Source organism: Streptomyces aculeolatus, assembly GCF_020400605.1.
In the GTDB taxonomy this organism is placed as follows: Bacteria; Actinomycetota; Actinomycetes; order Streptomycetales; family Streptomycetaceae; genus Streptomyces; species Streptomyces aculeolatus.
Map to the genome: position 1 here is coordinate 1 of NZ_JAINRD010000075.1, position 1,226 is coordinate 1,226.

Consider the following 1,226-nt stretch of genomic DNA (forward strand, 5'->3'; position numbering starts at 1 on the left):
CCATCCACGGCGGTCACGGGCACGGCGGCGGAGACGGTGGCGGCGCCCAGGACATCGTCGCGCAGGTGGCGGGCGAGGCGCGCGGGCGTGGGGTGGTTGAAGACGACCGTGGGGGCGAGGCGCACGCCGGCCGCGGCGTTGACACGGTTGCGCAGTTCGACCGCGGTCAGGGAGTCGAAGCCGAGCGCCTTGAAGTCCTGCTCGGCGTCGACGTGCGCCGCGTCGTCGTGGCCGAGGACCAGCGCGGCCTGGGTACGGACGAGTGCGAGCAGTTCGGCGTCCTGTGCCGCCGCGTCGAGACCCGCCAGCCGGCCGGCGAGGGCGGACGTGCCGGTCGCCGCGCCCGCGGCCGCCACCCGGCGGGCGCGGCGGCGGGGTGCGAAGTCCCGTAGGAGATACGGCACCTCGCCGACCTCGGCCTGTGCGCGGAGCGCGGGGAGGTCCATGCGTACGGGGATGACGTTGGGCGTGCGGGTGCGCAGCGCCGCGTCGAGGGACGCGAGCCCCGGTTCCGGCGTCAGCGGGGCGATGCCGCTGCGGCTCCAGCGCGCAAGCTCGGCCTCGCCGAGCGCGGCGCCCATGCCACCACTGCCGCCGACGTCGCCCCACAGGCCCCACGCCAGGGCCTGTCCCGCCTGGCCGCGGGCCCGGCGGCGGGCGGCCAGGGCGTCGAGCCAGGCGTTGGCCGCGGCGTAGTTGCCCTGCCCCGGGGTGCCCAGGACGCCGGCGATCGAGGAGAAGAGGACGAAGGCGTCGAGGTCGAGGTCGCGCGTCAGCTCGTCGAGATGCGTCGCGGCGTCGACCTTGGGGGCCAGGACTTCGCGCAGAGTCTCGGGCGTGAGGGACGCGATCGTGGCGTCGGCGACGACGCCCGCGGCGTGGACGACCGCGGTCAGCGGCCGTTCGTCGGGAATCCCGGCGAGCATCCGCGCCACGGCGTCGCGGTCGGTGAGGTCGCAGCGGGCGAACGTCGCCTCCGCGCCGGCCGCCCGCAGCTGCTCCTGCAGTTCGGGCGCTCCGGGTGTGTCGATGCCGCGGCGGCCGGCGAGCAGCAGGTGCCGTACGCCGTGCTCGGCCGCCAGGTGACGCGCGACCAGCCCGCCCAGCGCCCCCGCCCCGCCGGTGATGAGCACGGTGCCGTTCCGGCGGCCGAGTGCGCGTCCGGCGTCGCCCTGGGGCGGCAGGTGGGTGAGGTGCGGGGTGTGCGGGGTGCCGACGTGGAGGGC

Annotated in this window: 1 protein-coding gene; it reads right to left on the reverse strand. The window is 77.2% G+C overall.

What is annotated here, in order from left to right:
- A partial coding sequence (locus LG396_RS38760; protein WP_225798305.1) for a beta-ketoacyl reductase occupies nucleotides 1-1,226 on the reverse strand: 1,226 nt, incomplete at both ends.